This window comes from Streptomyces sp. NPDC050161, assembly GCF_044460025.1.
In the GTDB taxonomy this organism is placed as follows: domain Bacteria; phylum Actinomycetota; class Actinomycetes; order Streptomycetales; family Streptomycetaceae; genus Streptomyces.
This window is the reverse complement of the sequence record NZ_JBITJM010000011.1, coordinates 198,663-224,207: the sequence shown is the minus strand read 5'-3', so window position 1 is coordinate 224,207 and position 25,545 is coordinate 198,663. Positions and strand designations below refer to the sequence as shown.

Sequence of the window (25,545 nt, the reverse complement as noted above, 5' to 3'; positions counted from 1 at the left end):
GGTACCGCTGACGAACGGTACCGCCCCCGGCGCTCGCGGTGTGAACGGCCGGGGGCGGCAGGGAGTGCCCAGGAGACCGCGTCAGCCGCCGAGTTCGTCGGCGAGTGCGCGCAGCGCGAGGCGGTACGAGCCGATACCGAATCCGGCGACCGTTCCGCTGGCGACGGCCGCGATGACCGAATTGTGACGGAATTCCTCACGCGCGTACGGGTTCGAGATGTGCACCTCGATGAGCGGGGCGGTGCGCTGGGCCGCTGCGTCCCGCATGCCGTACGAGTAGTGCGTGAAGGCGCCGGGGTTGATGACGACCGGAATCGATCCGTCGGCGGCTTCGTGCAGCCAACGGATCATCTCGCCCTCGTCGTTGGTCTCGCGGACCTCGGCGTCAAAGCCCAGCTCCTTGCCGAGCCTGGTGCACTCCGCCACCAGGCCCGCGTAGGAGGTCGCGCCGTAGACGTCCGGTTCGCGGGAGCCGAGACGGCCGAGGTTGGGGCCGTTCAGCACCAGGACCCGGCGGGCCGTACGGGGCGCGTCCGGCTCCTGGCTCATGCGGCGATCTCCGCGTGCGCGGCGAGCAGCATGGCCGGGTCCGGGCCCTCCAGGACGGTGGGCTTGGCCAGCCCGTCCAGGACGATGAAGCGCAGCCGGTCGCCGCGGGACTTCTTGTCGACCTTCATGGTCTCCAGCAGCTTGGGCCACTGGTCGCCGCGGTAGGTCAGCGGCAGCCCGACGGACTCCAGGACGGCGCGGTGCCGGTCGGCGGTCGCGTCGTCCAACCGGCCCGCGATCCGGCCCAGTTCGGCGGCGAAGACCATGCCGACGGAGACGGCGGCGCCGTGCCGCCAGTTGTAGCGCTCGTTCTTCTCGATGGCGTGCGCCAGGGTGTGGCCGTAGTTGAGGATCTCGCGCAGCCCGGCCTCCTTGAGGTCGGCGGAGACCACCTCGGCCTTGACCCGGATCGCCCGCTCGATCAGCTCCTGCGTGTGCGGTCCGTCGGGGCGCTTGGCCGCCTCCGGGTCGGACTCGATCAGGCCGAGGATCGCCGGGTCGGCGATGAAGCCGGCCTTGATGACCTCGGCGAGACCCGAGACGTAGTCGTGGACGGGGAGCGAGTCGAGCGCCGCGAGGTCGCAGAGCACACCGGCCGGGGGGTGGAAGGCGCCGACGAGGTTCTTGCCCTCGGCGGTGTTGATGCCGGTCTTGCCGCCGACCGCCGCGTCCACCATGCCGAGGACCGTGGTCGGCACCGCGATCCAGCGCACACCGCGCAGCCAGGTGGCCGCGACGAAGCCCGCCAGGTCGGTGGTGGCGCCGCCGCCGACGCCGACGATCACGTCGCTGCGGGTGAACCCGGTCTGCCCGAGCGCCTTCCAGCAGTACGCCGCGACCTCGACGGTCTTGGACTCCTCGGCGTTCGGCAGCTGGATCGCGATCGCCTCGAAACCCTGCGACGCCAGGTCCTCGCGCAGCGCCTCACCGGTGGCGGCGAGCGCCTCGGGGTGCAGCACGGCGACCCGCTTGGTGCCCTCGCCGATCAGCCCCGGCAGCTCTCCGAGCAGCTGCCGCCCGACGAGCACCTCGTACGGATCGCTGCCCGCCGTACCGCCGACCTGGATACGGGTGGCCTGCTCCGTCATGCCTGTTCCTCCCTGTTGGCGGCCTGCGGTGCCCCGCCCGCCGCCTGCTGTAGCTCCAAAGCGTCCAGGACCGCGTCGACGACGTCCTGGGGGGTCCGGCCGCCGGTGGTGATCACGGCGCGCGCGACCTCGGTGTACAACGGGCGGCGTACGTCCATCAGTTCGCGCCAGCGCTGCCGCGGGTTGACCGCGAGCAGCGGGCGCGGTGCGTCCAGGCCGACCCGCTTGACCGCGTCGGCGAGGGCGACGTCGAGGAAGACGACCGGCAGCCCGGCCAGCAGCTTCCTGGTGCCGTCGTCCATGATCGCGCCGCCGCCCAGGGACAGCACACCTTCATGGCCGGCCACCGCGGCGCGTACCGCCTCCCGCTCCAGTTGGCGGAAGTGCGGCTCGCCCTCGTCGATGAAGATCTCCGCGATCGGCTTGCCCGCCGTGGTGACGATGTCCGCGTCGGTGTCGCGGTAGCCCACGCCCAGCCGTTCGGCGAGCAGCGCGCCCACGGTCGACTTGCCCGCTCCGGGCGGGCCGACCAGGACGACGGCGGGCGACGTCACTTGATCGCCAGATTGTCGAGGAAGGACCGGACGTTGCGGCGGGTCTCCGGCACGCTGTCGCCGCCGAACTTCTCGACCACCGCGTCCGCGAGCACCAGCGCCACCATCGCCTCGGCGACGATGCCGGCGGCCGGCACCGCGCAGACGTCCGACCGCTGGTGATGCGCCTTGGTGGCCTCGCCGGTGGTGACGTCCACCGTCGCCAGTGCCCGCGGCACCGTCGCGATCGGCTTCATCGCGGCCCGCACCCGCAGCAGTTCACCGGTGGTCAGGCCGCCCTCGGTGCCGCCGGAGCGGCCCGAGCTGCGCCGGATGCCGTCGTCCGTCGACACGATCTCGTCGTGCGCCTGCGAACCCGGCACCCGGGCCAGGTCGAAGCCGTCGCCGACCTCGACGCCCTTGATCGCCTGGATGCCCATCAGCGCGCCCGCCAGACGTGCGTCGAGGCGGCGGTCCCAGTGCACGTGCGAGCCCAGGCCCACCGGCACGCCGTACGCCAGCACCTCGACCACACCGCCGAGGGTGTCGCCGTCCTTGTGCGCCTGGTCGATCTCCGCGACCATCGCCGCGCTCGCGTCCGCGTCCAGGCAGCGCACCGGGTCCGCGTCCAGCTTCTCGACGTCGGAGGGCTTCGGGAGGACGCCGTACGGCGCCTTCGCCGCGGCCAGCTCCACCACGTGCGAGACGATCTCGATGCCGGCGGCCTCCTTGAGGAAGGAGCGGGCCACCGCGCCCAGGGCGACCCGGGCCGCGGTCTCGCGTGCCGAGGCGCGCTCCAGGACCGGGCGGGCCTCGTCGAAGCCGTACTTCTGCATGCCGGCCAGGTCGGCGTGGCCGGGACGCGGGCGGGTCAGCGGCGCGTTGCGCGCCAGCTCGGCCAGCACCGACTCGTCCACCGGGTCGGCGGCCATGACCTGTTCCCACTTGGGCCACTCGGTGTTGCCCACCATGACCGCGACCGGCGAGCCCAGCGACAGGCCGTGCCGCACACCGCCCAGGAACGTGACCTCGTCCCGCTCGAACTTCATCCGGGCACCGCGGCCATAGCCGAGCCGCCGCCGTGCCAGTGCGTCCGCCACCAGATCGGTGGTAATCGGGACGCCGGCCGGAAGGCCCTCCAGCGTCGCCACCAGTGCGGGGCCGTGCGACTCCCCCGCCGTCAGCCAGCGCAACCTGCTCAACGGTGCTCCTCTGTACTGCTACTCCGCGTACGGTCTTCCCCTGATCCTCCCACGACGCGCCGCTCGGCCGATGCCCCGTCCGGAGATCGGACCGGAAGCACCGGCGGAACCGGGGCGCGGCGGATGGCCGCGGCTCAGCGGGCCGCGAGGGCCGCCTCGCCCGCCGCGCGCATCGCGGCCAGCGGGGCGGGCGACCTGCCGGTCATCTGCTCGACCTGGAGCACCGCCTGGTGCACCAGCAGGTCGAGGCCGCCGACCACCGCGCCGCCACGCTTCGACCAGGCGGCGGCGAGCGCCGTGGGCCAGGGCTCGTAGAGCACGTCGAAGAGGGTGCCCGGCGCATCGGGGACGGCGCCGGCCAGGGCGTCGGTGGTGCCGGCCGGAGTGGTCGCGATGACCAGCGGCGCCTCGAAGGCGCGGGCCGCGTCGTCCCAGGGCTCGGTGCGCACCGCGACGCCGAGGCGCTCGCCCCAGCCGCGCATCTCGTCGGCGCGGGCCGCGCTGCGGACGTACGCGGTGACCTCGCCGGTGCAGACGCGGGAGAGCGCGGCGAGCGCCGACGACGCGGTGGCGCCCGCGCCGAGTACCGCGGCCCGCTCGACCTGCGTCACACCGCGCTCGCGCAGCGCTGCCTGCATGCCGGGGATGTCGGTGTTGTCGCCCACCCGGCGTCCGTCACCGGTGACGACGACGGTGTTGACCGCCTCGACGGATGCCGCCGTGTCACTGATCGCGTCGAGCAGCGGGATGACGGCGCGCTTGAGCGGCATGGTCAGCGAGAGGCCGGCCCAGCCTGCGTCCAGCGTGTCCATGAAGGCGGGCAGCCCGGCCTCGTCGACGTCGAACCGGCCGTACTCCCAGCCGTCCAGGCCGAGTTCGTCGTAGGCCGCGCGGTGCAGGACCGGCGAGAGGGAATGTGCGATCGGTGATCCGAGTACCGCGGCTTGCTTGGTGTCCGACACTGCCCCGCCTTCAGCCTTCCTGCTTCTTCTGCAACTGCCGCTCGTTGAATTTCTTCACGAGCTTGTTGTGGTCGGTGAGATTGGTGGTGAACTCCGTCTTCTTCCCGTCGATCGAGATGAAGAACATCCACTTCTGCGACGTATCCGGATTGATGGTCGCCTTCAGCGCGTCGGCACCGGGGTTACCGATCGGCCCCGGCGGCAGCCCGCTGTAGAAGTACGTGTTGTACGGGTCGTCGTAATGCCGGATCTCGTCCGTCCCGATATTGATCTTGCTCTGCTTCTTCAGGTAGTTGTACGTCGAGTCGAATTCGAGCTTCTTGTTCGTCGCCACATTGCTCGGCGAGAGCCGGTTGTAGATGACCGCGGCCATCTTCCGGAAATCGTCGTGCGTGATGCCCTCGGCCTGGGTGAGGCTGGCCACGGTGAGCACCTGGAGCGGCGATTTCAGATGAAGCTTCTCGGCATTCTCTTCCAGGTCGTACTTCTCGTACTCCTGCTTGGCGCGCGCGACCATCATCTTGAGTACGTCCGCCGGTTTCGCATGCCCGCCCACGCTGTACGTCGACGGGTAGAGGAAGCCCTCCAGCGGGTCCTTGACCTGCGACGACTGGCTCGCCCAGGACGGCAGCCCGAGGCTCTTGACGTCCTTCTTGGCCACTTCTTCGGTGGTGCCGGACTTGACGTCGAGCTTTTCGTCGACGAGCGAGTAGACCGCTTCAGCCCGCAGCCCCTCACGGACCGTGAGGCCGTTACGGCTCTTCGGGTCCAGCATCAATGCGACAGCGGCTGCCGCGGACATTTCCTTGTGCAATGCATAGGAGCCCGCCTGGAGACCGGAGCCGTTCTTGTTCTCCTTCGCCGCCTCCGTGAAGGCGTCGACGCTCTTGACGACGCCTTCACGTTTGAGGATCTGGCCCATCTGCTGGATGGGGGCGCCGTCCGGGATTTCCACCTGGATATCGCCCGAGCCCTCGCCCTCGAAGTCCGGGGCGCTGGCGAAATGGCTCTGGTAGAAGTCGTAGCCGAAATATCCGACCGTTCCGACGGCGCCGGCGATCACCGCGCTGACGACCAGACAGGCACAGCCGCTGTGCCGTTTGTTCTTCTTTCCGCGGCGCTCGCGGGTGGCCCGCCGGCTCTCCCGCGGGTCGCCCGCGGTCTCGTCATCGTCATCGCCGGCCGGGTCATCCGCGAAGAACGCGTGCTCCGGGTCCGGCTCCCGCTGCGGCTCCCCCCGCCAGTCCTCCCCCCCGCCGTCTATGTGCTGCGGCGGTTCGGAGTGCTCGGGCTCCTGGACGTGCTGCGGGTACGGATCCTGCGGGTACTGCTGATCCTGCGGGTACTGCTGCTGCGCGTACGGATCGTGCGGCGGGTACTGCCCCTGCTGCGCGTACGGATCCGGCTGCTGGAACTGCCCCGGGTGCGGGTACTGCTGGGGTTCCTGCGGACGCAGATGGCGCGGCTGCGGCGGCGGGTAGGCGTCCGGGGTGCCGTAAGGGTCCTGCCCGGCTATGCCATAAGGGTCGTGCTGCGGCGGGCCGTACGGGTCGTACGGGTCGTACGGCACCTGCCCTATCTGTGCGCCGCCCCAGCCCCCGTCGTACTGCTGCTCGGGGTAGGGGACGGACTCCGGTCCGCCCCACTGGGGCTGCTGCCCCTGGCCACCCCGAGGACCCTGGTCTCCGTAGAGCGGGTCTTCGGGGTGCCACGGTTCGGAGCCGTAGCCCCGGCCATACTCGGTCATCGATCCCCTAGGGCCTAGAGGCGGTGCGCTCCTGTCCGGCAGCGCTACCTTTACCGACCCGCCTCTTCCTGCACACGCGGCTTCCGAACCGCGGGCCGCATCGCGCGGAACGTTACCGCACTGCGATCAGATGCCCACTTCGACGTTTTCCCCTGGAGGCCGCCCAGAGGTCCGTTCCGTCTCCAGCGCGCTCTGCAGGATGACCACCGCAGCAGCCTGGTCGATGACCGAACGGCCCTTCTTGCTCCGCACTCCGGAGGCCCGCAGGCCCTGTGCGGCGGTGACCGTCGACATCCGCTCGTCGACGAGCCGGACGGCCACGGGTGTGATGTTCTTCGCCATCTCTTGGGCGAATGTACGAATCTTGGCCGCGGCCGGCCCCTCTCCCCCATTCAGGGAACGGGGCAGCCCGACCACGACCTCCAGCGGCTCGTACTCGTCGACGATCGCCTTGAGGCGGCGGTGGGCCGCGGGGATGTCACGTCCCGGCACCGTCTCGACGGGGGTGGCGAGGACCCCGTCGGGGTCGCACGAGGCGACCCCGATACGGGCATCCCCGACATCCACGGCGATGCGCCGGCCGCGTCGCATCTCACTCACGCCGTCAGGCCGCCTCGGCGACGAGCCGCTCGACGGCCTCGATGGCCTCGGGCACGGCCGCGGCGTTCTGGCCGCCGCCCTGGGCGACGTCCGGCTTGCCGCCGCCGCCTCCGCCGAGCGTCTTGGCAGCCGTACGGACCAGGTCACCGGCCTTGATGCCGCGCTCGCGGGCGGCCTCGTTGGTGGCGATGACCGTGACCGGGCGGCCGTTGGCCACCGTGAATAGGGCCACGACGGCGGCACGGTCACCCGGGATGCGGCCCCGGACGTCAAGCACCAGCTTGCGCAGGTCGTCGGCGGAGGTACCGTCCGGGACCTGTCCGGAGGCCAGGGCCACACCGCGGACGTCCTTGGCGCCGTCGGCGAGGCCGGCAGCCGCCTGGAGCACCTTCTCGGCGCGGTACTTCTCGATCTCCTTCTCGGCGTCCCGCAGCTTGGCCAGGACACCCGAGATCTTCTCGGGCAGCTCGTCGGGACGGCCCTTGACCAGCTCGGTCAGCTGCGAGACGACGGTGTGCTCACGGGCGAGGAACTTGTAGGCGTCCACACCCACCAGCGCCTCGACGCGGCGGACGCCGGATCCGATGGACGACTCGCCGAGCAGCTTCACCAGGCCGAGCTGGGCGGTGTTGTGGACGTGGGTACCGCCGCACAGCTCCTTGGAGAAGTCGCCGATGGTGACCACGCGCACCCGGTCGCCGTACTTCTCGCCGAACTCGGCGATGGCGCCCTGCTTCTTGGCGTCCTCCATGCTCATGACCTCGGCGTGCACGTCGAGTTCGCGGGAGAGCACTTCGTTGATCTTCTGCTCGACGTCGGTGAGGACGGCGCCCGGCACGGCGGCCGGCGAGCCGAAGTCGAAGCGGAAACGGCCCGGGGAGTTCTCCGAACCGGCCTGCGCGGCGGTCGGCCCGAGGGCGTCACGCAGCGCCTGGTGGGTGAGGTGGGTGGCGCTGTGCGCACGGGCGATGGCGCGCCTGCGGGACACGTCGATGGTGGCGTACGCGGCGGAGCCCAGCACCACCTCGCCGACCTGGACGACGCCCTTGTGCACCGTGACACCGGGAACCGGCTTCTGTACGTCACGGATCTGCACGACGGCGCCGGATTCGAGCCTGATCCGGCCGGTGTCGGCGAGCTGGCCGCCGCCCTCGGCGTAGAAGGGGGTGCGGTCCAGCACGACCTCGACCTCGTCGCCCTCGTGGGCGGCGGGGGCCGGGGCACCGTTGACCAGCAGCCCGACGACGGTGGACTCGCCCTCGGTGTCGCGGTATCCGGTGAACTCCGTGGCACCGGAGGTGTCGGCGACCTCGCGGTAGGCGGACAGGTCGGCGTGGCCGTGCTTCTTGGACTGGGCGTCGGCCTTGGCGCGCTCCCGCTGCTCCTTCATCAGCCGGCGGAAGCCGTCCTCGTCCACCGAAAGGCCCTGTTCGGCGGCCATTTCGAGGGTGAGGTCGATGGGGAAGCCCCAGGTGTCGTGCAGCAGGAACGCCTTGTCGCCGGCCAGGACCTTGCCGCCGGTGGCCTTGGTCTCCGTGACGGCGGTGTCGAGGATGTTGGTGCCGGCCTTCAGCGTCTTGACGAAGGCGGCCTCCTCGGCGAGGGCGACCGTCTCGATGCGGCGGCGGTCCTCCAGCAGCTCCGGGTACTGCTGGCCCATCGTCTTGATGACGACGTCCAGCAGCTCGCCGACGACCAGGCCGTCGGCGCCGAGCAGCCGCATGTTGCGGATGGCGCGGCGCATGATGCGGCGCAGGACGTAGCCACGGCCTTCGTTGCCGGGGGTGACGCCGTCGCCGATGAGCATCGTGGAGGTGCGCATGTGGTCGGCAACGACGCGCAGCGAGACGTCGGAGGCGTCCGACGCGCCGTAGCGGACACCGGTCAGCTCGGTGGCCTTGTCGATGACCACGCGCAGGGTGTCCGTCTCGTACATGTTGCGGACGTCCTGCAGGATCATCGCCAGGCGTTCGAGTCCGAGGCCGGTGTCGATGTTCTGGCTGGGCAGGTCGCCGAGGATCTCGAAGTCCTCCTTGCCGATGCCCGCGCCCCGCTCGTACTGCATGAAGACGAGGTTCCAGATTTCCACGTACCGCTCGTCGTTGACGGCCGGGCCGCCCTCGACGCCGAATTCCGGGCCGCGGTCGTAGTTGATCTCGGAGCACGGTCCGCAGGGGCCGGGGACGCCCATGGACCAGTAGTTCTCCTTCTTGCCGAGGCGCTGGATGCGCTCGGCGGGCACGCCGACGACCTCGCGCCAGATGCGCTCGGCCTCGTCGTCGTCGAGGTAGACCGTGATCCAGAGCTTCTCCGGGTCCAGGCCGTAGCCACCGTCGTCCTGGGAGCCGGTCAGCAGCTCCCAGGCGAACTTGATGGCGCCTTCCTTGAAGTAGTCGCCGAAGGAGAAGTTGCCGCACATCTGGAAGAAGGTGCCGTGCCGGGTGGTCTTGCCCACCTCTTCGATGTCCGGGGTGCGCACGCACTTCTGGACGCTGGTGGCCCGGTCGAAGGGCGGCTTGACCTCGCCGAGGAAGTACGGCTTGAACGGCACCATGCCCGCGGGGACCAGCAGCAGCGTCGGGTCGTCCGCGATGAGCGACGCCGACGGCACGACGGTGTGCCCGCGCTCCTCGAAGAAGCGCAGCCAGCGGCGGCGGATTTCAGCCGACTCCATCAGTGGTCCTCATTTCCAGTCGGTCCGGCAATACCGGACGGTCCGGTTGCTCTCGGGGTTCGGTGGGGAGTTTCGAGCACCGCGCGGTAGTGCGATGCGGGGAGTTCACGTGGGTCGCCGGACCCGGTCAGACCCAGTGCATCGTGCAACTGCTCTTCACGGTCCGCCATTCCCGCGCGTACGTCCACTGCAAATTGACGCAGCCGGTGGCCGGTTTCCACGGCCTTGTCCGCGGCCTGCGCCGCGAGGCTGTCGGGCTGGAGCCTGCGCAGCTTGCGGTGAACCTTGTTGGTGGCCCACACGCCGGCTGCGGCGCCGGTGGTGAACCAGAATGCGCGGCGGAACATCGCGGTGATCAGTCCTTGGAGCGACGGTTGCGGCGCCCGCCCCGGCGGGCGCCGGGCAGGGTACGGCCGACGACGACGGTGCGCTTCGGCTCCGGCTCGCCCTTCTTGCCGATCGCGCGGCGCACGCCGTAGCCGAAGGCCGCGACCTTGACCAGCGGCCCGCCGAAGGCGGACGAGACGGTCGAGGAGAGCGCGGAGGCGTTGGCCGTGACCTCTTGCACATCGGCGGCGATGGCGTCGACGCGGGCGAGTTGGGTGTGCGCCGAGCGGACCGTGGCCGACGCGTCGGCGAGGAGCGGGACGGCCTGGTCGGACACCTCGGCCACCATCTTGGTCGTCGCCTTGAGCGTCTGCGCGAGCCTCACCAGCACCAGGGCGAGGAACGACACGAGGATCGCCCAGAAGACGGCGACCAGGATCCCTGCCACCTCTCCACCGGACACGTTGGCACCACTCTCCGACTGGTCTGGTTCGTCCTGCTCGAACGGCAGCCTCGACCTTATCGCGCCGTGACTGTGCGTCCGTACCCCGATTCCGGTGCGCCGGGCGGGGCCGCGGGGGACGCGGCCAGGAGAGCGTACGGTCCGCACGCATTCCCGTACGCTCCGTGTCCCGGGCGGCGTTCCGGACGTCCACCGGCCGCCGCACTCCCGGTTCCCGGCACACAGCAGCCCGCCGCCTCCCCCTCCGCGAACGGCGGGGAGACGGCGGGCTGAAGCTGCCGGGTGGCTACGCCTGGATCAGCGGGCGTAGTACTCGACGACGAGCTGCTCGTCGCAGATCACCGGGATCTCCTTGCGGTTGGGATCCCGGTCCAGGCGGAACGCCAGCGCCTGGAGGTTGACCTCCAGGTAGCGCGGGGTCTCGCCGTCGGGGGCGTAGCCGCCCTCGCGCGCAACCTGGAAGGGGTGCTTCTCGCGGCTGCGCTCGCGGACCATCACGACGTCGCCGGGGCGGACGCGGAAGGACGGCTTGTCGACCTTGCGGTCGTTGACCGAGATGTGGCCGTGCACGACCATCTGGCGGGCCTGGTAGATGGTGCGGGCGATGCCCGACCGCAGGACGAGCGCGTCCAGACGGCGCTCAAGCTCGACGATGAGGGCTTCGCCCGTCTTGCCTTCGACCTTCCGAGCGCGGTCGTAGGCACGCGCCATCTGGCGCTCGCTGATGTCGTACTGCGCACGCAGACGCTGCTTCTCGAGCAGACGGACCTTGTAGTCACTGTTCTGCTTGCGGCCACGGCCGTGCTCGCCGGGCGGGTAGGGACGGGCCTCGAAGTACTTGACGGCCTTCGGCGTCAGCGCGATGCCGAGCGCGCGGGACTTCTTGACCTTGGGACGCGACTGGTTCACGTGGAACGTTCCTCCATGTAAGTTAGGTGAGGCTTACCTTAGCGCGAGGAGAACGCATGTTTCGACCTGGGATCCCCCTGCCCGGTGCCGTTCACAGCACCGAATCGGGTCAGCCGCGTCCCGTGGAAGACGCCCAGCGACCCACTGCCGCCGAGCGCGTACGAACTCTCGTCGAGTCCAATGGTATGGCTTCTCTCAGCATCCCCGGAGTCGAGGACCTCGACGAGAGCGGACTTTCCGCACCTGTCTGTCGCACCGTGACACCCGAAGGTGACGTGCTATTGCTGGCTCCAGGCGATTCTGCGGCGGCCCGAGCGGCGGCGCACGCGCAGGACGACGACCTGGCAGCCGTGATGGAGATCACGGATGTTGCACCCGTTTCGGTGCCTCATCGCATCCGTGGACGGGCATGGGTGGCCGGCTGGCTCACCCCCGTACGCAACGACGACCGGGCCCGCTGCGCGATGCTGCTCGCCGAGCGCCATCCGGTGGGTGAGCTGCTCGGCATCGGCGAGGCGCTCCAGCCGGAGCCCGCGCCCGGCCTCTACGGTCGGGCGGCCTGGGTGATGCTGCGCCTGGAGGTCGGCGAGTGCGCGGTGGACGATCTGTGGGGCGCGGAATCCGTCGAGCCCGATGAGTTCGCCGACGCCTCCCCCGACCCGCTGGTGGCCCACGAAGCGGAGCTGCTGCAGCATCTGGACGCGTCGCACGGCGAGCAGGTACGCGCGCTGTGCAGCCTGCTCGGCGAGCGGGCCGCGGAGTTCTGCGGCGTGCGGGACCGTGCCGCGCCGGTGGCCCTGGACCGCTTCGGACTGCGGGTCCGCTTCACCGGCACCGCCGACCAGCGGTCGTTCGACGCGCGGTTCGACTTTCCCGAGCCGGTGCGGGACGTGGCCGAACTGCGCCGCGCCATGCACGCGCTCTTCGACGCCGCCATGGAGTGACCCGGAGCCGCGCCGGGACGGCGCCACGGCCGCCGCGGGCACCGGTCCGCGGCCGGTCCGCCGCCCGGGACGGTCCGCCGTCCGCCCGGTGCACCACAGCCGCCCTGCAGGTCGGCGGCGGGCCCTTCGGCCGCCCGTCCCTCAGTCGCCCGTCTCGCCGCGCAGCCGGGCCCTGACCCGCTCCGCGACATCGGCGTAACGCGCCTCGGCGCCGTGCCGGGTCGGGGTGTAGTACCGCTTGCCGTGGACCTCGTCCGGCGCGTACTGCTGTGCCGCGATGCCGCCCGGCAGGTCGTGCGGGTACTGGTACCCCTGGCCGTGGCCGAGCTTCTGGGCGCCCTTGTAGTGGCTGTCGCGCAGATGGGCCGGGACCAGGCCCGCCTGACCCGCGCGGACGTCCGCGAGCGCGGCGTCTATCGCGGTGTAGGCGGCGTTCGACTTCGGGGCCAGGGCGAGGGCGATGGTGGCCTGGCCGAGGGTGATCCGGGCCTCGGGGAAGCCGATCATCGCGACCGCCTGGGCCGCGGCCACCGCGGTCTGCAACGCGGAAGGGTCGGCCAGACCGATGTCCTCACTGGCCGAGATCATCAACCGGCGGGCGATGAAGCGGGGGTCCTCCCCCGCCTCGATCATGCGCGCCAGGTAGTGCAGCGCCGCGTCGACGTCCGAACCCCGGATGGACTTGATCAACGCGCTGGCGACGTCGTAGTGCTGGTCGCCGTCCCGGTCGTACTTCACCGCGGCGCGGTCGACGGACTCCTCCAGGGTCTGGAGGGTGATCTCCTTCTCGCCCTTGGACAGCGCGGAGCCCGCGCCGGCCTCCAGGGCGGTCAGCGCCCGCCTGGCATCCCCGCCGGCGATCCGCAGCAGATGCGCCTCGGTGTCGTCGGGCAGCGTCACCGCACCGGCCAGGCCGCGCTCCGCGGTCAGCGCACGCGCCAGCAGGCCGCGCAGATCGTCGTCGGTGAGCGGTTCGAGGGTCAGCAGCAGGGAGCGGGAGAGCAACGGGGAGATCACCGAGAAGTACGGATTCTCGGTCGTGGCGGCGATGAGGGTGACCCAGCGGTTCTCCACGGCGGGCAGCAGGGAGTCCTGCTGGGCCTTGCTGAAGCGGTGGATCTCGTCGAGGAAGAGGACGGTCTCCTTGCCGTAACCGCCCGAGGCGCGGCGGGCGCCGTCGATGACGGCCCGCACCTCCTTGACTCCCGCGGTGATCGCGGACAGCTCCACGAAGCGCTTGTTCGTCGCCTGGCTGACGACGTAGGCGAGGGTGGTCTTGCCGATGCCCGGCGGCCCCCACAGGAAGACCGACGACGGTCCGGCCGGGCCGCCGCTGCCCTCACCGACCAGGCGGCGCAACGGCGACCCCGGCTTGAGCAGATGCTGCTGCCCCACGACCTCGTCGAGGGTGCGCGGACGCATCCGTACGGCGAGGGGAGACCCCGCGGGGTCCTTCTCTTGACGGTCTTCGGCGGCGGCGGTGAACAGGTCGGGCTCCACGCTCAAGAGCCTATGCCACCCCACTGACAACGCTGCCCGGCCGCGGGTGCGGCCGGGCAGCGGTCGGGTCGTGGCCTGGCGGCCGTCAGATCAGCGAGCTCCAGTACGACCACCACTTGGTGAGGATCAGCAGCGCGATCACGCCGTACCAGAGCACCGGCACGACCCAGTGGAATTCCAGCACCGCGTTCCGCAGCCCCGCGGGGGCCGGGATGATGCCGTGCTTGATGTTGTGCACCGTGGTGTACCAGAACATCAGGAGGGTGACGCACCAGGTCAGCGTGCACCACACGCACAGCGAGTTGATCTCGTACAGCGACTGGGACATCAGCCACATGCAGAAGACCGTGCCGAGCAGGCTGCCGACGTTGAGGCCGATCCAGTACCAGCGGCGGTAGCGGGCACCGGCCAACAGGCCCACGCCGATCGCGACGACCACGGGGAACGCGATCAGGCCGGCCAGCGGATTCGGGAATCCGAAGACCTCCGCCTGCGCGCTCTGCATGACGTTGCCGCAGGAGATGATCGGATTCAGGCTGCAGGCCGGCTTGAAGTTCGGGTCCTTCAGCAACTCGAACTTGTCGGTGGTGATGATCCAGGACGCCAGGATGCCCAGCGCGCCGGTGATCACCAGGAGCCAGGCGAGACCACGGCCCGATCCGATGGTTCCCTCACCGCGGTCGCGGTCACGGTCGTCGTCGGTGGACACGTCGTCGTCCAACGCTGTCGTCGTCATATCGCGGTTCCGTCGATCCCTTGGGAGGTGGGGGTGGACAAGCGGGCCCGCGGGCAGCGGTCGCGCCCCACATTCTGCCCCAACAGCGGCCCGTATATCCGTTCGGCGAACATAAAGACAACTGCCCGGCGTCGGCAGGCCGCGTCCCCGGAAGCCGTCGCTCACCGGCTGACCGGCGCCGTTGCCGGGCCCCGTGCGGCGCCCGCTCCGGCCCCGCCGCTTCCCGCGGGCCCGCCCGCCGCGGGCCGGAACCATCCCCGCGGATGAACGGCCCGTGCAGCGCCTTGACGCCGGTCCCGCCCCACGGGCGTCGCGGCGGCGCACGAAGGGCCCGTACGGTGCGGTGCACCGCCGGGCCCTCGTGCCGGGTACGTCCGCGGGCCTCAGCCCAGCGCGCGCCTGGTCTCCTCGACGACGGCGTCCAGTGCGACCGGCGTCTGCTCACCGCTCTGCAGATCCTTGAGCTGCACCACACCCTCGGCGAGGTCACGCTCGCCGGCCACCAGCGCCAGCCGCGCGCCGGAACGGTTGGCCGACTTCATGGCGTTCTTCAGCCCCTTGCCGCCGAACGCGAAGTCCGTCGCGATACCGGCCCGGCGCAGCTCGGTGACCGCCCCGAAGAGCACCCTGCGGGCCTCCTCGCCCAGCGGCACGGCGTAGACCGCGGTGGCGGCCGGGATGTCGAGCGTGACACCCTCCGCCTCCAGCGCCAGCACCGTACGGTCCACGCCCAGCGCCCAGCCGACGGACGGCAGCGCGGGGCCGCCGATCATCTCGGACAGGCCGTCGTACCGTCCGCCGCCGCCCACCGCCGACTGCGAGCCGAGGCCGTCGTGGACGAACTCGAAGGTGGTGCGGGTGTAGTAGTCCAGGCCGCGGACGAGCTTCACGTCGTCCTCGAACGCGACGCCGGCCGCGGTCAGCAGCTCGCGCACCTGCTCGTGGTACGCCTTGCACGCCTCGCACAGGTAATCGCGGAGCATCGGCGCCCCGACGAGCCGCTCCTGGACGTACTCACGCTTGTCGTCCAGCACCCGCAGCGGGTTGATGTCGATCCGGCGCCTGGTGTCCTCGTCCAGGTCGAGGCCGCGCAGGAAGTCCTGGAGCGCGGTCCGGTAGACCGGACGGCACTCCTTGTCGCCCAGCGAGTTGAGCAGGATGCGGAAGTCGCGCAGCCCGAGCGCGCGGTACGCCTGGTCGGCCAGGATGATCAGCTCGGCGTCAAGCGCCGGGTCCTCGGCGCCGATCGCCTCGGCACCGACCTGCGAGAAGTGGCGGTAACGGCCCTTCTGCGGGCGCTCGTAGCGGTAGTACGAGCCGGAGTACCAGAGCTTGACGGGGAGGTTGCCGCCCTTGTGGAGGTTGGCCTCCAGCGCGGCGCGCAGCACGGATGCGGTGCCCTCCGGGCGCAGCGCGAGCTGGTCGCCGCCCTTGGTCTCGAAGGCGTACATCTCCTTGGTCACGATGTCGGTGGACTCACCGACACCGCGGGCGAACAGCTCGACGTTCTCGAAGCCCGGCGTCTCGATGTAGCCGTACCCGGAGTTCTTCAGCGGGGCGGAAATCGCCTCGCGCACTGCGAGGTAGGTCGCGGAATTCGGCGGGAGCAGGTCGTACGTGCCCTTGGGTGCCTGAAAGGTGCTCACGGAAAGTCTCGTCACATTCCTCGTCGCGGAGGGGCAGTTGTGCCGTCTCCGAGGCCGGCGGCCAGCTCCCGCAGGTAGGGGTTGCCGGCGCGCTCGCGGCCGATGGTGGTCTGGGGGCCGTGCCCGGACAGGACGACGGTGGAATCCTCCAGCGGCAGGCACACGCGCGCCAGCGACTGCAGGATCTCGGCGTGGTCGCCGCCCGGCAGGTCGGTGCGTCCGATGGAGCCGGCGAACAGCAGGTCGCCGGAGAAGAGGACCGGCGGAATGTCCTCCTGCTCGGGCATCCTGAACGTCACCGACCCCTTGGTATGGCCCGGGGCGTGCGCGACGGAGAATTCCATGCCGGCCAGCTCCAGGGCGCTGCCGTCGGTGAGTTCCTTGACGTCGTCCGGTTCACCCACGGTCAGTTCGCCCATGAGCTGCGCGCCGAAGGACCGGCCGATGGCCTTCTCCGGGTCGCTCATCATGTAGCGGTCCTCGGGGTGGATCCAGGCGGGGACGTCGTGCGCCCCGCACACCGGGACGACCGAGGCGACGTGGTCGATGTGGCCATGGGTCAGGACGACCGCGACGGGCTTGAGCCGATGTTTGCGTACCGCGTCCTCGACTCCTTGGGCCGCTTGGTGGCCCGGGTCGATGATCACGCACTCCTCGCCCGCGGCGGGGGCGACCACGTAGCAGTTGGTCCCCCAGGCCCCGGCCGGGAACCCGGCAATCAGCACGTTCGTCCTTAAAGGTCGGTGGGGCGGCGGCTCGTGCACTCGGCCGCTCCGGAACAATTCGGCAGCTCCAGAGCCTACCGGCGCAACTCCCGCGGTTGCGAACCCGTATACGGTACGGCCACGGCAGACCAGAGCGACCCGCGCGCGGCAGGACCGGAGCGCAGGACAAGGAGACGACCGGTGGTCAGCAGCGATCAGCGGCGGCGGCAGCTCGCCAGGGAGAAGTTCGCGCGCCAGCAGCAGCGGCGGGCCGCAGCCCGGCGCAAGGCCAAACGCCGCAACGTGATCATCGCGTCCACGCTGGCCGTGGTGGTGGCCGCGGGCGCCGCGGCGTACGCGACGGCCGGTCTCGGCGGCAACGACCGGTCGTCCGACGAGGCCGCCGCCGGCCCCACGAAGCCGGCCGACCCGTGCGCCCGCCCCGCGAAGGGCGCGCCGTCGAAGAAGAAGTGGAAGAAGGAGCCCGCAATGTCCGTCGACACCTCGGCCGCCTATTCCGCGAAGCTGCGGACCACCTGCGGTGAGATCGACCTGAAGCTGGATGCGGGCAAGGCCCCGCACACCGTCAACTCCTTCGCGTTCCTCACCAAACAGGGGTATTTCGACCACAGCAAGTGCCACCGCCTGGTGGACCAGGGCATCTACGTCCTCCAGTGCGGCGACCCGACCGCCACCGGCGCCGGCACTCCCGGCTACACCCTCCCGGACGAGAACCTCAAGGACCCGCGCCTCAAGGGCGGCGTCTACCCGGCGGGCACGGTCGCGATGGCCAACCAGTACGACGGCAAGAGCGACAAGACCCGCAATTCCGGGGGCAGTCAGTTCTTCCTCGTCTACCAGGACAGCAAGCTGCCGCCGAACTACACGCCGTTCGGGACGATCACCGGCGGCATGGACGTCCTCAAGAAGATCGCCGCGGCCGGCTCGACCCCCGAGCCGCAGACCGGCAACACCGCACCGAACGCCACGGTCGTCATCAACCGCGCCACGGTTGCCGCGTCCTGACGGTGACCGGGGCGATCCGTCGTCCCGGTGTGTCCACCGCGTAATTTCGGTCGTGCTGGATGCGGACAGCCGACCGCCCTTCGCCTAGATTGGCGTTGTGTAGGGTGCCTGCGCCGACGGCTGCCACCCGCACCCGCAAGACAGCCCGTCGGACCGGCCAGGGCACAGCTCTGCCGGACAGAAACTGTGGACGATGCCGGGGGGCCGCGCGCCCTCGTCGGCATCATGTGGAGGAGGCGCTGTGAGCAGCGACCCATGGGGCCGCGTCGATGAGACGGGGACCGTGTACGTGCGTACCGCCGACGGCGAGCAGGTCGTCGGATCGTGGCAGGCGGGATCCCCCGAGGAGGCCCTCGCCTACTTCGAGCGCAAGTATGAGGGCCTGGTCGTCGAGATCGGCCTCCTCGAGCGCCGGGTCAAGACCACCGACCTGTCGGCGAAGGACGCGACGGCCGCGATCGACCATCTGCGTCAGCAGGTCGACGAGCACCACGCGGTCGGCGACCTGGACGCGCTGAGGAAGCGGCTCGACGCCCTCGTCGGCACGGTCGACGCGCGGCGCGAGGAGCGCAAGGCGCAGAAGGCCAAGCAGAGCGACGAGGCCAGGCTGGCCAAGGAGAAGCTGGTCGCCGAGGCCGAGGAGCTGGCGGCCAGCGAGCAGTGGCGGGCGGCAGGCGAGCGGCTGCGGGCGCTGGTCGATACCTGGAAGGGGCTGCCGCGCCTCGACCGCAAGGCGGACGACGAGCTGTGGCACCGCTTCTCGCACGCCCGCTCCGCGTTCTCCAAGCGGCGCAAGGCGCACTTCGCCTCGCTCGACGCGCAGCGCGAGGAGGCCAGGCAGGCCAAGGAGAAGCTGGTCGCCGAGGCGCAGGCGCTGTCGAACTCGACGGACTGGGGGGCCACCGCCGCCCGTTACCGCGAGCTGATGACCGAATGGAAGGCCGCGGGCCGCGCCCAGCGCGAGCACGAGGACGACCTGTGGAACCGCTTCCGCGGCGCCCAGGACGTCTTCTTCCAGGCCCGCGGCGAGGTCTTCGCGGAACGGGACGCCGAGCAGCGGGAGAACCTGACCCGCAAGGAGGAGCTGGTCACCGAGGCCGAGAAGCTGCTCCCGGTGACCGACCTGAAGGCGGCGCGGGCCGCGTTCCGTTCGGTCAACGAGCGGTGGGAGGCCATCGGACACGTGCCGCGGGACGCCCGCCCGAAGATCGAGGGACGGATCCACGCGGTCGAGCGCGCCATCCAGGAGGCCGAGGAGGCCGACTGGCGGCGTACGAACCCGGAGGCGCGGGCGCGGGCTGCGGGCCTGACCGGCCAGCTCCAGGACGCCGTCGACAAGCTGGAGAAGCAGATCGACACGGCGCGGGCGGCCGGCAACAACGCCAAGGCCGACAAGCTCGGCCGGGAGCTGGAGGGCCGCAAGGCGCTGCTGGACCAGGCACTGAAGGGCCTTGAGGAGTTCGGCGGCTGAGCGTGAGCCACTGATACGAGGAGGGCCCCGGTACGCATCGCGTACCGGGGCCCTCTCCGTGCGTGCCGGCTACGGCCTGCGTGCCGACGTCACGCGGTAGACGTCGTACACGCCTTCCACGCCGCGTACGGCCTTCAGGACATGGCCGAGGTGCTTGGGGTCGCCCATCTCGAATGTGAAGCGCGAGGTGGCGACCCGGTCGCGGGAGGTCTGGACGGCCGCGGACAGGATGTTGACGTGCTGGTCGGACAGGACGCGGGTGACGTCCGACAGCAGCCGCGAGCGGTCCAGCGCCTCGACCTGGATGGCCACCAGGAAGACCGAGGACTGGGTGGGCGCCCACTCGACCTCCAGGATCCGCTCCGGCTGCTTGGACAGCGAGTCGACGTTGACGCAGTCGGCGCGGTGCACCGAGACGCCGCTGCCGCGGGTGACGAAGCCGATGATGGGGTCGCCCGGAACCGGGGTGCAGCAGCGGGCGAGCTTGACCCAGACGTCGTCGACGCCCTTGACGACCACACCCGGGTCGGCGTTGGAGCGGCGCTTGGAGCGCCGGATCGGGGTGGACTCGGCGATGTCCTCGGTGGCCTCGTCCTGCCCGCCGAGCGCCTGCACCAGCTTCTGGACGACGCCCTGGGCCGCGACATGGCCCTCACCGATCGCGGCGTACAGCGAGGAGATGTCGGGGTAGCGCATCTCGTGCGCGAGGGTGACCAGGGAGTCGCCGGTGAGGATCCGCTGTATCGGCAGGTTCTGCTTGCGCATGGCGCGCGCGATGGCGTCCTTGCCCTGCTCGATCGCCTCGTCGCGGCGCTCCTTGGAGAACCAGGCGCGGATCTTGTTGCGGGCGCGCGGGGACTTGACGAAGCCCAGCCAGTCGCGCGACGGGCCGGCTCCGGGCGCCTTGGAGGTGAAGACCTCCACCAAGTCGCCGTTGTCCAGGGTCGATTCGAGCGGCACCAGCCGTCCGTTGACCCGCGCCCCTATCGTGCGGTGGCCGACCTCGGTGTGCACCGCGTACGCGAAGTCGACGGGGGTGGCGCCGGCCGGCAGCGCTATGACGTCGCCCTTCGGCGTGAAGACGAAGACTTCGTTGCGGGAGAGGTCGAAGCGCAGCGATTCGAGGAATTCGCCCGGGTCCTCGGTCTCCTTCTGCCAGTCCAGGAGCTGCCGCAGCCAGGCCATGTCGTTGACGGTGTCCTGGCCCGCGCCCTTGCCCGCGCCCTTGGGGACGTCGGTACGCACCTTGGAGGCGCCCGCGACGGCCTCCTGCTTGTACTTCCAGTGCGCGGCGATGCCGTATTCGGCGCGGCGGTGCATGTCGAACGTGCGGATCTGCAGCTCGACGGGCTTGCCGGCCGGCCCGATGACCGTCGTGTGCAGCGACTGGTACATGTTGAACTTGGGCATCGCGATGTAGTCCTTGAACCGGCCGGGGACCGGATTCCATCGCGCGTGGACGGTGCCGAGCGCCGCGTAGCAGTCGCGGACGGTGTCGACGAGGACGCGGATGCCCACCAGGTCGTAGATCTCCGCGAAGTCACGGCCGCGGACGATCATCTTCTGGTAGACGCTGTAGTAGTGCTTGGGGCGGCCGGTGACGGTGGCCTTGATGCGGGCGGAGCGCAGGTCGGCCTGGACCTCGTCGGTCACTATCGCCAGGTACTCGTCCCGCTTGGGCGCCCGCTCGGCGACCAGCCGCACGATCTCGTCGTACATCTTGGGGTAGAGGATCGCGAAGGCGAGGTCCTCCAGTTCCCACTTGATGGTGTTCATGCCCAGCCGGTGCGCCAGCGGGGCGTAGATCTCCAGCGTCTCGCGGGCCTTCTTCTCCTGCTTCTCCCGCTTGAGGTAGCGCATCGTGCGCATGTTGTGCAGCCGGTCGGCGAGCTTGATGACCAGGACGCGCGGGTCCTTGGCCATCGCGACGACCATCTTGCGGACCGTCTCGGCCTGCGCGGCCTCGCCGAACTTGACCCGGTCGAGCTTGGTGACGCCGTCGACGAGCAGCGCCACCTGGTCGCCGAAGTCGCGGCGCAGGGTGTCCAGGCCGTACTCGGTGTCCTCGACGGTGTCGTGCAGCAGACCCGCCATGAGCGTGGCCGGATCCATGCCCAGTTCGGCGAGGATCGTCGTCACGGCGAGCGGGTGGGTGATGTACGGGTCGCCGCTCTTGCGCTTCTGGCCGCGGTGCCAGCGCTCGGCGACCTGGTAGGCCCGCTCGACCTGGCGCAGCGTCGCCGCCTCGATCTTGGGATCGTTGCTGCGGACGACCCGCAGCAGCGGCTCCAGGACCGGGTTGTACGGGCTGGAGCGCTGTACGCCCAGTCGGGCGAGGCGGGCGCGTACGCGGTTGGATGATCCGGAGCGGCCGGGCGGGGCGGGCGCCACCGGCTTGGACACGGATGTGGGGTTCGTGGTCGGGCGGTCGGCCCGGACGGGGGCGGGCGGCGTGGCCTTCGACGGGGAGGCCGGGCCGGGAGCCGGCTGCGGGCGGGTGGCCGGTTCAGGCCCTGGGCCCGGCTTCGGTGCCTGGTCCTGCTGCGGCGCGGGCCCCGGCTTCGGCGCGGGCGCGGCTGAGGTGCCGGGCTCCGGCTTCGGGCCCGGTGCCGGCCGTGGCCCGGCCGCGGACGCACCGGTGGTGCCGGACGGCGTGGCACCGCCGTCGGCCGCGCCCCGCTGCTCGGGCTGCGGCGCGTCCGGATGAGCCGCGTCCTGCGGCTGCTGCTCGTCCGGGCGCGTGGCGGGGGATCCCGCCGGACGCAGTCCGGGGGAGAGCGGCTGGGCCTCGTCTGGCAAGAGCACTCCTCAAGCGATTCCGGACCACAAGACCACGATCGGGTCGGGATGCCATCGTATCGACCTCACCGCCCGGCCTCTCCTGCGGCTACGGTCCGTACATGACACAGCGCCGGGGCCACCGGGAAACTTCCCAGGTGACCCCGGCGCCGAAGCCGGTGCCGGGCGGGCTCAGACCGTGATCAGGGCCTCCAGCGGAGCGCCCTTCAAACCGGTCTCCACCCGCTTCCTGCCGTCCAGGAAGCCCAGCTCCATCAGGACGGCCAGGCCGGCGACGTCGGCGCCGGCGCGGCGGATGAGCTGGAGCGAGGCGTCGGCGGTGCCGCCGGTGGCCAGCACGTCGTCGATGACCAGCACCCGGTCCCCCGGGGCCAGCGCGTCGGCGTGGATCTCGACCTCCGCCGTGCCGTATTCGAGGTCGTACCGCTGCCCCAGCGTCGCGCCGGGCAGCTTGCCGGCCTTGCGGACCGGGACGAAACCGATGCCGGCCCGGACCGCCACCGGAGCGGCGAGGATGAATCCGCGCGCCTCCAGGCCGACGACCTTGTCCGCGCGGTGGCGGACGCAGAGGTCGACGAAGGCGTCGGTCAGCGCGCCGAACGCGGCGGCGTCCGCCAGCAGCGGGGTGATGTCCTTGAAGATCACTCCGGGCTGGGGGTAGTCCGGCACGTCCGTGATCTTGCTCAGCAGCAGCTCGTGCAGCTCGGCGGGGGCGCTCATCGGCGCTTGCCCGACGGCCGGCCGCGCCCGCGGTTGCGGGCGGCGGGCTGGTTGCGCTGGCCGCCGACGCCGCTCGCCGCGGCGGCGGCATCCCCGTCGGCCGCGTCCTGGCCGCCGTCGGCCGCCGAGGAGCCGTCCTGCGACTCCTCCCGCTCGGCGTCCTTGACCGCGGCTGCCGCGCGCTTCGCCTGGACCCGCTTGGCCAGCGCCTTCATCTGCGGCTCGCCGTTCTTCAGGTCGGCGACCAGCGGGGTCGCGATGAAGATCGACGAGTACGCACCGGCGGCGAGGCCGACGAACAGGGCCAGCGAGATGTCGTTGAGCATGCCGGCGCCCAGCACGCCACCGCCGACGAACAGCAGACCGGCGACCGGCAGCAGCGCGACGACCGTGGTGTTGATGGACCGCACCAGCGTGCCGTTGATGCTGCGGTTGGCGATCTCGCCGTACGTGAAGCGGGTCTGCTTGGTGATGTCCTTGGAGGCTTCCTTGAGGCTGTCGAAGACGACGACCGTGTCGTACAAGGAGTAACCGAGGATGGTCAGCAGACCGATGACGGTGCCCGGGGTGACCTCGAAGCCGACCAGCGCGTAGACGCCGACCGTGATCGTGAGGTCGTGGATCAGCGCGATCAGCGCGGCGAGCGCCATCCGCCACTCGAAGGCGATGGCCAGATAGATCACCACCAGGACCATGAAGATCCCCAGGCCCAGCCAGGCCTTGTTGGCGATCTCCTCACCCCAACTCGGGCCGACGAGCTGGGTGTTGATGTCCTTGACCGGGACCTTCAGGTCCTGGGCCAGCTTCTCCTGGACCGGCACCGCCTGCTTGGTGTCCAGACCGCTGATCTGGATGCGCATCGCGCCGCCGCCGAGCTGCTGCACCACGGCCTGGTGGCCGCCGGATGCCTCTTCGGCCTTGTGCTGCACCTCGGACGAGGAGACGGAGGTCTTCGGGGTGGTCAGCACCGCGCCGCCGGAGAACTCGATGCCCATGTTCAGGCCGCGCACCGCCAGGCCGACGAGGGCCGTGATGGTGATGAGGATCGAGATGCCGTACCAGATCTTCCGCTTGCCGATGAAGTCGTAGCCGACCTCACCGCGGTAGAGCCTGGCGCCGAGGTTTCCGAGCTTGGACATCTCACGCCTCCTTCGTCTGGGTGGGGGCGCTGCCGCGGCGGCGGCGCAGCGGTGGTTTGGCTCCCAGGCGCTGCGGGTCCAGGCCGGACCAGGAGTGGCCGTCGGAGAAGAACTTGCGCCGGGCCAGCAACGTCATCAGCGGCTTGGTGAAGAAGAAGACCACGACGACGTCGAGGACGGTGGTCAGGCCGAGCGTGAACGCGAAGCCCTGGACCTTGCCGACGGTGACGATGAACAGGACCGCGGCGGCCAGGAACGACACGAAGTCGGAGACCAGGATCGTACGGCGGGCGCGCGGCCAGCCGCGTTCGACGGACGGGCGGAGCGTGCGGCCCTCGCGGATCTCGTCACGGATGCGCTCGAAGTAGACGATGAACGAGTCCGCGGTGATACCGATCGCCACGATGGCGCCGCAGACCGCGGGGAGGTTCAGCGCGAATCCGATGGCGGGGCCGAGCAACGTCATGATCGTGTACGTCAGGACCGCCGAGACACCGAGGCTCGCCAGCGCGACGAGCGCCAGGCCCCGGTAGTACGCGACGAGGTAGATCACGACGAGCGCGAGGCCGATGGCGCCGGCGATCAGACCGGCGTGCAGCTGCTCGCCACCGAGCGCCGCGGTGACCGTGGTCTCGTCGACGATCTTGAAGGAGAGCGGCAGGGCGCCGTACGACAGCATGTTGCCCAGGTCCTCGGCGGACTGCTGGGTGAAGCCGCCGGAGATGGTGGCGTTGCCGCCGTTGAGCCGCTGGCTCACCCGGGGGTCGGAGACGACGGCGCCGTCGAGGACGATCGCGAACTGGTTCTGCGGCTGCGTCTTGGTGGCGAGCTTGCCGGTGATGTCGGCGAACTTCTTGCCACCGCCGGAGGTGAAGTCCATCTGGACGATCCAGCCCTGGCCCTGCTGGCTGTCGAAGACCGCCTTGGCGTCCTTGACGTCGGTGCCCTCGACACCGACCGGGCCGAGCACGTACTTCTGCGTGCCGTCGTCCTTGCAGGCCACGACCGGGTCGGACGGCTTGGTGCCGGCCGCCTTCTCACCTGCGGTCGCGCGGTTCTGCTTGGTGGAGCAGTCCAGGGCGGCGAGCTGCTTCTGCAGGTCGGCCGGGATGCCCTCGGTGCCGGGGACGGGGGGCGTCGCGGGCGCGTCGGGCTTCGACGAGGCGGAGCCGCCGGGCGTGGGGTCCTTCTTCAGGGCGTCCGTCACGGCGCGGCCCTGAGTGGTGGCGCTCGCGCCGGGCGACGGGTCGCCGGCCTTCTCGCCGTCATCGGACTTCTTGCCGTCGGTGGCCTTCGCGTCCTTGCCGTTCTGGGCGTCCTTCGACGGGCTTCCGGAGGGCGTGGGGGTCTTGGCGCCCGCCGTGGTGGTCAGCACCGGGCGGAACGCGAGCTGGGCGGTGGTACCGACCTGCTGGCGGGACTGCTTCGCGTCCGTCCCCTTGGGGATGTTCACGATGATGTGGTTCTGGCCCTGGGTCTGGACCTCGGACTCGGTCACGCCCAGACCGTTGACACGCCGCTCCATGATGCCCGCGGCGGTCTTCATGTTGGTCTCGTTGATCGCGTTGGGCTTGCCCGGCTGGTTCTGGGCCTGGAGCGTGAAGCTGGTACCACCCGCCAGATCGATGCCCAATCGGGGCGTCAGAGTGCCGGAGTAGAACATTCCCCCGACCAGCGCCACCATGGCGATCAGGATGAAAACCAGGGTGCGCCCCGGCTTCCCCTGGCCCGTGGGCGCCCTGCGGCCCTTCTTCGGTGCTGCCACCTTCTCGTATCTCCCTGTCCAACCACTCGGCTTCGGGTGTC

22 protein-coding genes are annotated in these 25,545 nt (G+C 70.6%); 3 read left to right on the top strand and 19 right to left on the bottom strand.

What is annotated here, in order from left to right:
• Positions 1-81: 81 nt before the first annotated feature.
• From aroQ to rpsD, 11 genes are all read right to left on the bottom strand, one after another.
• Positions 82-549 (bottom strand): type II 3-dehydroquinate dehydratase, encoded by a 468-nt coding sequence (gene aroQ / locus ACIBK8_RS20135; protein ID WP_399043175.1) that lies wholly within the window; start codon positions 547-549, stop codon positions 82-84.
• A complete protein-coding gene (aroB, locus tag ACIBK8_RS20130; protein ID WP_393685956.1) occupies positions 546-1,637 on the bottom strand; it encodes a 3-dehydroquinate synthase in 1,092 nt (363 codons plus the stop codon). Before aroB ends, aroQ begins: the two co-directional genes overlap by 4 nt.
• Positions 1,634-2,191, bottom strand: a complete 558-nt coding sequence (locus ACIBK8_RS20125) for a shikimate kinase (protein ID WP_399043174.1) — start codon at positions 2,189-2,191, stop codon at positions 1,634-1,636. The genes aroB and ACIBK8_RS20125 overlap by 4 nt, the downstream gene beginning before the upstream one ends.
• A complete protein-coding gene (gene aroC / locus ACIBK8_RS20120; RefSeq protein ID WP_399043173.1) occupies positions 2,188-3,372 on the bottom strand; it encodes a chorismate synthase in 1,185 nt (394 codons plus the stop codon). Before aroC ends, ACIBK8_RS20125 begins: the two co-directional genes overlap by 4 nt.
• 134 nt (positions 3,373-3,506) lie before the next feature.
• Positions 3,507-4,334: a shikimate dehydrogenase gene (locus tag ACIBK8_RS20115; protein WP_399043172.1), complete on the bottom strand. Its 828-nt coding sequence runs from the start codon at positions 4,332-4,334 to the stop codon at positions 3,507-3,509.
• A gap of 10 nt (positions 4,335-4,344) precedes the next feature.
• Positions 4,345-6,081, bottom strand: a complete 1,737-nt coding sequence (gene mltG / locus ACIBK8_RS20110) for an endolytic transglycosylase MltG (RefSeq protein ID WP_399043171.1) — start codon at positions 6,079-6,081, stop codon at positions 4,345-4,347.
• 126 nt (positions 6,082-6,207) lie between these two features.
• The gene (gene ruvX / locus ACIBK8_RS20105) at positions 6,208-6,672 is read right to left on the bottom strand and encodes a Holliday junction resolvase RuvX (RefSeq protein ID WP_393686475.1); all 465 of its coding nucleotides are present in this window, start codon (positions 6,670-6,672) and stop codon (positions 6,208-6,210) included.
• 13 nt (positions 6,673-6,685) lie between these two features.
• Entirely contained in the window at positions 6,686-9,355 is a 2,670-nt protein-coding gene (alaS, locus tag ACIBK8_RS20100) for an alanine--tRNA ligase (RefSeq protein WP_399043170.1), read from the bottom strand.
• Positions 9,355-9,702, bottom strand: coding sequence for a DUF6167 family protein (locus ACIBK8_RS20095; protein ID WP_399043169.1), 348 nt, complete (start codon positions 9,700-9,702; stop codon positions 9,355-9,357). Before ACIBK8_RS20095 ends, alaS begins: the two co-directional genes overlap by 1 nt.
• Before the next feature lie 8 nt (positions 9,703-9,710).
• A complete protein-coding gene (locus tag ACIBK8_RS20090) occupies positions 9,711-10,130 on the bottom strand; it encodes a DUF948 domain-containing protein (protein ID WP_227047037.1) in 420 nt (139 codons plus the stop codon).
• Positions 10,131-10,442: 312 nt separating this feature from the next.
• On the bottom strand, positions 10,443-11,054 hold the full coding sequence (gene rpsD / locus ACIBK8_RS20085; RefSeq protein ID WP_393685972.1) for a 30S ribosomal protein S4: 612 nt from the start codon (positions 11,052-11,054) through the stop codon (positions 10,443-10,445).
• Positions 11,055-11,239: 185 nt separating this feature from the next.
• Between rpsD and ACIBK8_RS20080 the strand changes: the two genes are divergently transcribed.
• A complete protein-coding gene (locus ACIBK8_RS20080; RefSeq protein ID WP_399043168.1) occupies positions 11,240-11,998 on the top strand; it encodes a DUF2470 domain-containing protein in 759 nt (252 codons plus the stop codon).
• A 141-nt stretch (positions 11,999-12,139) separates the two neighbouring features.
• Here the strand turns inward: ACIBK8_RS20080 and ACIBK8_RS20075 are convergent, their stop codons facing one another.
• From ACIBK8_RS20075 to ACIBK8_RS20060, 4 genes are all read right to left on the bottom strand, one after another.
• Positions 12,140-13,498 carry a replication-associated recombination protein A gene (locus ACIBK8_RS20075; RefSeq protein ID WP_399043167.1) on the bottom strand — a complete coding sequence of 453 codons (1,359 nt, stop codon included), beginning with the start codon at positions 13,496-13,498 and terminating at the stop codon, positions 12,140-12,142.
• Between the two features lie 85 nt (positions 13,499-13,583).
• Positions 13,584-14,234, bottom strand: coding sequence for a vitamin K epoxide reductase family protein (locus tag ACIBK8_RS20070; protein ID WP_399043166.1), 651 nt, complete (start codon positions 14,232-14,234; stop codon positions 13,584-13,586).
• 383 nt (positions 14,235-14,617) lie between these two features.
• A complete protein-coding gene (gene hisS, locus ACIBK8_RS20065; protein ID WP_399043165.1) occupies positions 14,618-15,880 on the bottom strand; it encodes a histidine--tRNA ligase in 1,263 nt (420 codons plus the stop codon).
• 11 nt (positions 15,881-15,891) lie between these two features.
• Entirely contained in the window at positions 15,892-16,605 is a 714-nt protein-coding gene (locus ACIBK8_RS20060; RefSeq protein WP_399043164.1) for an MBL fold metallo-hydrolase, read from the bottom strand.
• Positions 16,606-16,785: 180 nt separating this feature from the next.
• Here ACIBK8_RS20060 and ACIBK8_RS20055 point away from each other — a divergent pair, with 180 nt between their 5' ends.
• Entirely contained in the window at positions 16,786-17,610 is an 825-nt protein-coding gene (locus ACIBK8_RS20055; RefSeq protein ID WP_399043163.1) for a peptidylprolyl isomerase, read from the top strand.
• A 241-nt stretch (positions 17,611-17,851) separates the two neighbouring features.
• A complete protein-coding gene (locus tag ACIBK8_RS20050; protein WP_393685984.1) occupies positions 17,852-19,081 on the top strand; it encodes a DUF349 domain-containing protein in 1,230 nt (409 codons plus the stop codon).
• Positions 19,082-19,150: 69 nt separating this feature from the next.
• Here the strand turns inward: ACIBK8_RS20050 and ACIBK8_RS20045 are convergent, their stop codons facing one another.
• From ACIBK8_RS20045 to secD, 4 genes are all read right to left on the bottom strand, one after another.
• Positions 19,151-21,880 carry a RelA/SpoT family protein gene (locus ACIBK8_RS20045; RefSeq protein ID WP_399043162.1) on the bottom strand — a complete coding sequence of 910 codons (2,730 nt, stop codon included), beginning with the start codon at positions 21,878-21,880 and terminating at the stop codon, positions 19,151-19,153.
• Positions 21,881-22,051: 171 nt separating this feature from the next.
• Positions 22,052-22,600: an adenine phosphoribosyltransferase gene (locus tag ACIBK8_RS20040; RefSeq protein ID WP_399043161.1), complete on the bottom strand. Its 549-nt coding sequence runs from the start codon at positions 22,598-22,600 to the stop codon at positions 22,052-22,054.
• On the bottom strand, positions 22,597-23,739 hold the full coding sequence (gene secF / locus ACIBK8_RS20035; protein WP_399043160.1) for a protein translocase subunit SecF: 1,143 nt from the start codon (positions 23,737-23,739) through the stop codon (positions 22,597-22,599). The genes ACIBK8_RS20040 and secF overlap by 4 nt, the downstream gene beginning before the upstream one ends.
• A gap of 1 nt (position 23,740) precedes the next feature.
• A complete protein-coding gene (gene secD, locus ACIBK8_RS20030; protein ID WP_399043159.1) occupies positions 23,741-25,504 on the bottom strand; it encodes a protein translocase subunit SecD in 1,764 nt (587 codons plus the stop codon).
• Between the last annotated feature and the right edge of the window lie 41 nt (positions 25,505-25,545).

Coding starts and splice junctions, on each gene's coding strand:
- aroB (WP_393685956.1), bottom strand. CDS start 1,637: ATGACGGAGCAGGCCACCCGTATCCAGGTCGGCGGTACGGCGGGCAGC.
- mltG (WP_399043171.1), bottom strand. CDS start 6,081: ATGACCGAGTATGGCCGGGGCTACGGCTCCGAACCGTGGCACCCCGAA.
- aroQ (WP_399043175.1), bottom strand. CDS start 549: ATGAGCCAGGAGCCGGACGCGCCCCGTACGGCCCGCCGGGTCCTGGTG.
- secF (WP_399043160.1), bottom strand. CDS start 23,739: ATGTCCAAGCTCGGAAACCTCGGCGCCAGGCTCTACCGCGGTGAGGTC.
- ACIBK8_RS20095 (WP_399043169.1), bottom strand. CDS start 9,702: ATGTTCCGCCGCGCATTCTGGTTCACCACCGGCGCCGCAGCCGGCGTG.
- ACIBK8_RS20080 (WP_399043168.1), top strand. CDS start 11,240: ATGGCTTCTCTCAGCATCCCCGGAGTCGAGGACCTCGACGAGAGCGGA.
- ACIBK8_RS20070 (WP_399043166.1), bottom strand. CDS start 14,234: ATGACGACGACAGCGTTGGACGACGACGTGTCCACCGACGACGACCGT.
- ACIBK8_RS20040 (WP_399043161.1), bottom strand. CDS start 22,600: ATGAGCGCCCCCGCCGAGCTGCACGAGCTGCTGCTGAGCAAGATCACG.
- ruvX (WP_393686475.1), bottom strand. CDS start 6,672: ATGCGACGCGGCCGGCGCATCGCCGTGGATGTCGGGGATGCCCGTATC.
- alaS (WP_399043170.1), bottom strand. CDS start 9,355: ATGGAGTCGGCTGAAATCCGCCGCCGCTGGCTGCGCTTCTTCGAGGAG.